The organism is Streptomyces sp. TRM64462 (assembly GCF_013362995.1).
GTDB lineage: Bacteria > Actinomycetota > Actinomycetes > Streptomycetales > Streptomycetaceae > Streptomyces.
Map to the genome: position 1 here is coordinate 1 of NZ_JABWDV010000001.1, position 6,120 is coordinate 6,120.

At 73.8% G+C, this 6,120-nt stretch carries 6 protein-coding genes; 2 read left to right on the plus strand and 4 right to left on the minus strand.

Features of this window, described 5'->3' with window-relative positions; genetic code table 11:
- From HTZ82_RS00005 to HTZ82_RS00020, 4 genes are all read right to left on the minus strand, one after another.
- The coding region (locus tag HTZ82_RS00005; RefSeq protein ID WP_175407139.1) for a transglycosylase domain-containing protein at positions 1-1,785 on the minus strand (1,785 nt) is incomplete at its 3' end.
- 219 nt (positions 1,786-2,004) lie between these two features.
- Positions 2,005-2,934, minus strand: coding sequence for an ATP-grasp ribosomal peptide maturase (gene tgmB / locus HTZ82_RS00010; protein WP_175407140.1), 930 nt, complete (start codon positions 2,932-2,934; stop codon positions 2,005-2,007).
- 17 nt (positions 2,935-2,951) lie between these two features.
- On the minus strand, positions 2,952-3,146 hold the full coding sequence (tgmA, locus tag HTZ82_RS00015) for a putative ATP-grasp-modified RiPP (RefSeq protein WP_175407141.1): 195 nt from the start codon (positions 3,144-3,146) through the stop codon (positions 2,952-2,954).
- Positions 3,147-3,344: 198 nt separating this feature from the next.
- Entirely contained in the window at positions 3,345-5,204 is a 1,860-nt protein-coding gene (locus tag HTZ82_RS00020) for a S8 family serine peptidase (RefSeq protein WP_175407142.1), read from the minus strand.
- A gap of 270 nt (positions 5,205-5,474) precedes the next feature.
- Between HTZ82_RS00020 and HTZ82_RS00025 the strand changes: the two genes are divergently transcribed.
- Positions 5,475-5,849, plus strand: a complete 375-nt coding sequence (locus tag HTZ82_RS00025) for a hypothetical protein (protein ID WP_175407143.1) — start codon at positions 5,475-5,477, stop codon at positions 5,847-5,849.
- Positions 5,850-5,937: 88 nt separating this feature from the next.
- Positions 5,938-6,108, plus strand: coding sequence for a hypothetical protein (locus tag HTZ82_RS00030; RefSeq protein WP_175407144.1), 171 nt, complete (start codon positions 5,938-5,940; stop codon positions 6,106-6,108).
- The last annotated feature ends 12 nt before the right edge of the window (positions 6,109-6,120 follow it).

Genomic DNA, 6,120 nt, shown 5'->3' on the forward strand with positions numbered 1-6,120 from the left:
GGGGGCCAGCCGCCGCAGCCCCTGGCCCCCGGGGCCCGTACGGAACGCCGTCACCGCCGTCGAAAGGTCGCCGCCGTACCCGACGAACCAGGCCGCCGGCAGGCCGTCGTCCGCGCGCGTGCGGCCCGCCGCGATCGGGCCCAGGGCGCTCAGCGTGTCCGGCGCGACCGCCTCCACGGCCACGTCCCGCAACGCCCGCGCCACCTCGCCGGCCACGTCCGGCTCCAGCACCTGCCGGGCCTCCGGCCGGTCCAGGCCCTCCAGCGGCACGCCCCGGTAGGTCGCCGCCGTCACCGAGTACGGCTCGCCGCGCCGCCCGCCGGCCGCGAACGTGGCGTACGCGCCGGCCATCCGGATGGCGCTCGGCGTGGACGTACCGAGCGCGAACGACGGCTCCAGCGCGGCCATGCTGCCCGGCAGCAGCCCCGTGTCCACGGCCACGTCCCGCACCCGGGACAGCCCGACCGCGGCACCCAGCCGCCGGTACACGTCCTGGTCGCCCCGGACCAGCGCCCGGCGCAGCGCCGGCGCCCCGCGCGCCACACCCGCACCACTCCCGTCACCGCCCTCCGCACCGACCAGTCCACGGCCCCCGAAGCCGCCCTCCGCACCGACCAGGTCACCGCCCCCGGCGCCGCTCACCGTCCCGCGGCCGGCCCCGTCCCGCAGGGCCGCCGCCAGCACGAACGGTGTGAACGCCGACCCCACCGGCACCCCCGCCGTGTCGGCGTTGCTGCTGAAGTGCCGTGTCGCGTCGGGCCCCCCGTACAGCGCCAGCAGCGCCCCGTCCGCCTGCCGCACCGCCGCCGCGCCGACCTGCACGTCACCGCCCGCCGCGCCGACCTGCACGTCACCGCCCCCCGCTCCGACCTGCACGTCACCGCCCGCCGCCGCGCCCTCCCGCGCGCCCTCCACCGCCTGCCGCAGCCGCTCCACCGCCGCCCGCTCGAACGTCGTACGGACCCGGTACCCGCCACGCCCCAGCTCCTGCGCCGTCAGGCCCGTACGGTTCCGCAGGTCCTTGTCGGCCGCGTCCACCAGATAGCCGACCTGCCCGGACAGACCGCTCGCGACGGACCTCGGGCGCGGCTCCGGGAACACCGTGTACGCCGCCCGCTCGGCCCGCGTCATCACCCCGAGCTCCACCTGCCGGTCCAGGACGTACCGCCACCGCGCCTCCGCCCGGCGCCGGTGGTCGTCGCCGAGCGCCGGGTCGTACAGGTCACCGCCCTTCAGCAGCGCGGCCAGCAGGGCGCTCCGCGACGGGTCCAGGTTCCGCGCGTCCGTGCCGTAGTACGCCGTCGCCGCCGCCTGCACCCCGTACGCGTTCCGCCCGAACCAGCTCGTGTTGAGGTAACCCTGGAGGATCTCCTCCTTGGACAGCCTCCGCGACAGCTTGACCGCCAGGCACAGCTCCCGCAGCTTGCGCGACGCGGTCTGCTCCTGCGTCAGATACGTGTTCTTCACGTACTGCTGCGTGATCGTCGAACCGCCCTGCACCTCCCCGCCCCGCGCCATGTTCACCACGGCCCGCGCCAGGCCGCGCACGGAGAAGCCCGGGTCGCTGTAGAACGTGGCGTTCTCGGTGGCGATGACCGCGTTCTGGAGGGACGGCGGGATGTCGGACAGCGGTACGTTCTGCCGGTTGACCGGCCCGACGCTCGCCATCTGCGTGCCGTCGGCCCAGTAGTAGACCGTGGCCTCCGAGCGCGCCTCGGCGTTCACGTCCGGGATGGGCGTCGTGACGTACACCCACCCCACCAGGCCCGCGCCCCCCGTCAGCACCAGAAGCACCAGGCCGAGCAACTGCCGCCACGACGGCCGGAACCGCGCTAACCCGCGGCGCCCGGGCCGCGGACGACCGACACCGACACCGACACCGACACCGACACGGACCCGGACACGCGTCACGGCGGGGCCCCCTTCTTCGTACGACGCAGCCTGCCCCCTCCCGTACGAGGCGCACAGGCCGCCCGTTCAGGCGCGGGACCAGGCAGGGAGCCGTCAGACCCCGCCCGCCAGCCACGCCGCGACGGCCCGCGCGATGGGCTGCCCCGTGTCCAGCTCCACGAACCCGAATTGGCCGCCCTGGTTGCACTCCAGGAACCACCACACGCCGTCCGCGTCCTCCGCGAAGTCGAACGCGGCGTACGCGAGGCCCGCCGCCTCCAGGTAGGCGCGCACCGCGCGCGCGATACGCTCCGGGACCTCCGCCGCCTCCCAGACGTGCCCCGTCTCCCCGTACCGCCCGTCGACCTGACCGGGCGCCGCCGTCTTCCGCGCGGCGGACAGCCATCCGCCCACGGTCGTCAGCCGGATGTCCGCCGCCTTGGGGACGTACCGCTGCAGCAGCGTGGGTCCGACCTCGACGGCCGCGAAGTCCGCGTCCGGACCGACCAGCGCCGTCGGCAGGTCCATCCGCAGCGGCCCGACCCGGGGAGGCCCGGACAGGGTCTTCACCACGACCTGCCCGTACCGCTCCGCGAACTCCTCCGCCACGCGCGGGAACGTCGTGACCACCGTGGGCGGCACCGCGAACCCGCCGCGGTGCGCGGCGCGCAGCTGCCACGGCTTGTACCGGGCACGCTCGGCCGCCTCCGGGTGGTTCATCCACCGGGCGTCCGTCGAGTACAGCGCCCCGTACAGGGCCTGCCGGGTCTCGGCGGTCAGCCACTCCGACGCGTCGGGCGCCCGCGCCGCGGGCACACCGGGCCGGCGCACCCACACGCTGCGCAGCGCGTCGGTGCTCACCATCCGCCCGTCCACCGACAGGAAGCCGCGGAAGTCGCCGCGCACGTACTCGGCCGACAGGGCGGCACGGCCCGGCAGGTCGGCCGGGTCCAGACGCACCAGCGGAACGCTCCCGGCCTGGAGCTCGGCCACGACCAGGTCCGCCGTGACGTCCTGTTCGCACGTCAGGATCAGCACGGTCATCGGATGCGCCGGGCCGGTCAGTCGTCGAAGTGCGTCTGGGATCCCGCCTTCGACGTCGTCGTGCCCGCCGCGAGCAGCACGTCCCGGTCCGTGATGGCCGGCCGCCCGTCGGGCAGCACGTTGAGCTGGAGCGCCGCGTCGTACACGTACGGCGGCGGCGCGTCCGGAGCCTCGGCGGGCACCGCGAACTGGAACGCGAACGGTCGTCTCATGGCTTGTTCTCCCTCGATCCCTCGTCAACCACCGGTGCTCAAGCGGCAGTACGGACCGGCCCCGTAGGGATCTCACCACGTTGCGTCATCGCGGCCCCGCCGCGCATCGGCCCAGAGAGGTATGCCCTCTCGGACTTCTCGGTACTTGCGGCCGATGCGCGGCCGGCAGGCCTGGCCGGAACAGCCCGGACGACCGTCCTAGAAGGTCAGGTTCCAGGCGTCGATCCGGCCGGTGTCCCGGGTGGCGCCGTCCCGCACACGCAGCTTCCACGTGCCGTTCGCCGTCTCCGCCGACGCGTCGACCGTGTACGTCTTGACGACGTCGTCCGCGCCGTCGCCGTTCGGGAAGTCCTCCAGGAGATAGACGGTTCCGTCGGGCGCCACGAGGGAGATCACGAGGTCACCGCGGTAGGTGTGCTTGATGTCGACCCCGACCTTCAGCGCCGCCGGCGCCGTGCCGGTCACACCGGAGACCGTGATCGGGCTCTCCACCGTGGCGTGGTCGGTGACGGCCACGTCGGCCGTGTTCTCGAAGTACGTGCCCGGCGTCGGAGGCGTACCGCCGCCGACCGCCTTCAGCGCGTCGACCTGGCCCTCGCCGAAGAAGCCGTTGTCCGCGGTCGTCCCCGTGCAGCGGCTGTCGGACGGGCAGGCCGTGTCGGTGGCCTGCGACGCGAGCCGGGCGCGCAGATCGGCCGGCGTGGACGACGGGTCGGCACTGGCCAGCAGCGCGGCGACGCCGGCCACGTGCGGCCCCGCCATCGACGTGCCGTTCTTGTTGCCGTACTTGCCGCCGGGCAGCGTCGAGTACACGCCGTACGCGCCGTCACCGCCGGGCGCGGCGATGTCGATGACGCCGCGGCCGTAGTTGGAGTACGACGCCTTGACGTCGCCGCGGCCCATCGCGGAGACCGTCACGACGCCCGGCAGCTCGGCCGGGATGTCGATGCAGTCGTTCGTGAGGGTGCGGCGCACCGGCGTCGAGTCGTTCGGGCTCGACGAGTCGGTGGTCTTGTTCGCCAGGTCGTAGTCGGAGTTGCCGGCCGAGGCGACCTGGAGGGAGCCCTTGCTCTCGGCGTACGCCTGGGCCCGCCGCACGCCCTCGATGATGGCGGCCTGGTCGGCGTCGTCCGGGCAGTTGAACATCCACGGATCGGTGTAATAGCTGTTGTTGGTCACCTTGAAGCCGTGGTCACCGGCCCACATGAAGCCGCACACGGTGTTCTCCGCGTAGAACAGCGTGCTGCCGGGCTCGGCGATCCGGACGGAGGAGACCCGCACGCCGGGGGCCACCCCGATGACGCCCTTGCCGTTCTTCGCGGCGGCGACCGTGCCGGCCACGTGCGTGCCGTGCGTGTCGATGTCCCGCCACGCCCCGGGCCGCGTGTCGGGCCTGCCGTAGGCGCAGGACACCGAGTCGGCCGCGTTGAAGTTGGGGGCGATGTCCTGGTGGAGGTCGTCCACGCCGGTGTCCAGGATGCCCACCGTGACGGTGGGGGAGCCGGTGCTCACGGCCCAGGCCTTGTCGGCCTTGATCTGGGTCATGTCCCAGCGGTTCGACTCGGTGAGCGTCGTGGGGCTCTGCGCCGCGGCGGGCGGCAGGGCGGGAGCGTACGCGTCGGCGGGCACGTCCGACGTACGGGTCGCGCCGACCTGCTGGACGCCGCTGACGCCGCGCATCGTGGCGGCGAAGGCCGTGGACGTCGAGTGGGCGACGACGACGCCGATCGCGTCGTAGTGCGCGAACACCGTGCCGCCGTTGGCCGTGACGGCGGACCGTACGGCCGAGGTGTCACCCGGCGCCGTGATCACCAGGTACGCGCGGGTGCCGGCGGCCCAGTCGGCGGCGGTCACCGGTGCGGCGGCGGTGGCAGTGGCAGTGGCAGTGGCAGTGGCGGTGGCAGTGGCGGATGCGGCCGCGGGTGTGGCCGACGGGCCCGCGCCGGGCGCGTCGGTGGTGGCGGTGGCCGGGGCCGCGGGGGCCGCCAGAGCGACGGCGGCGCCGAGTGCGGCGACGACGGCCGAGCGCCTGAGCCCGGCGGATATGTGGGGAAGCATGTGTCCTCCGAAGGCCCCGCGACACGGGTGGTGCCGGCAGGGCCGGGTGAAGAAGTGGTCGACGCGCAAGATCTCAGATGCGGGCATGTCAAGGGAAGTCCCGTTCCACGCAGACCTGTTCGACACAACCGGAGGACGGTCGTCCGTCAACGTGCGTGACAGGGCGCTTCACTGACGGCCGAACAGGTCCGGATCCCCGAAAGAGCGCCCCACGCGTGCCTCGGGCCCCTAACGTGCTCGTCGAAGGCCCCTGGCAACCGGGAGGGCACCGTGGAGAAGGAAGCGCGTCGGCGCCTCATCGCCGAGGTACAGGCGGAACGGGAGCGTCTGCTGCCGCTGCGGGAGGAGGCGACGGACACGACGATCGCCATGTTGCGGCAGAGCGCACCGGCGGAGCCCCCGGATCTCGTGCCCTACCTCAACCTCGCGTACATCCTCGGCGTGAAGCACGCGCGGGGCGACGACGGGCTGCTGGCCTTCGCGCTGTCCCTGTCGAACTGGGCGACCGCCGCCATCAAGGAGGTGGCCAAGTACACCGGCCGCACGGTGGAGGAGGTCATCGACCAGTACGAGACCGAGCTCATGGAGATGCGCATGGCACAGGCGGAGGCGCCGGGCGAGGACGGGAGCACCGGAGGACCGTAGGGCGGAGGGTAGGGGCGGGCGCGGGAGGGTACTCGTGCGTCCCCCCGTCCGGTGCGGTCGCGGGGTGGCCGAGTGTGGAGGCGTACACATGAGTGACCCGTGGGGCTACCCCACTCCCTCCCAGGCGGAGGGCGAGCGGGAGCCGGCTGTCGACGAGCACCCCGACGTGGCCAGGACGACGCCGTCCCAGGCGGAGGGCGAGCGCCTCCCCGACGGGGAGAACGAGATCGAGTCCGAGGGCACCGAAGGCAAGGTGTGACCGGGCCGTGGG

Bases quoted from the DNA above. Each gene is read 5' to 3' on its own strand.
- tgmA (WP_175407141.1), bottom strand. From the start codon at position 3,146: ATGAGACGACCGTTCGCGTTCCAGTTCGCGGTGCCCGCCGAGGCTCCG.
- tgmB (WP_175407140.1), bottom strand. From the start codon at position 2,934: ATGACCGTGCTGATCCTGACGTGCGAACAGGACGTCACGGCGGACCTG.
- HTZ82_RS00030 (WP_175407144.1), top strand. From the start codon at position 5,938: ATGAGTGACCCGTGGGGCTACCCCACTCCCTCCCAGGCGGAGGGCGAG.
- HTZ82_RS00020 (WP_175407142.1), bottom strand. From the start codon at position 5,204: ATGCTTCCCCACATATCCGCCGGGCTCAGGCGCTCGGCCGTCGTCGCC.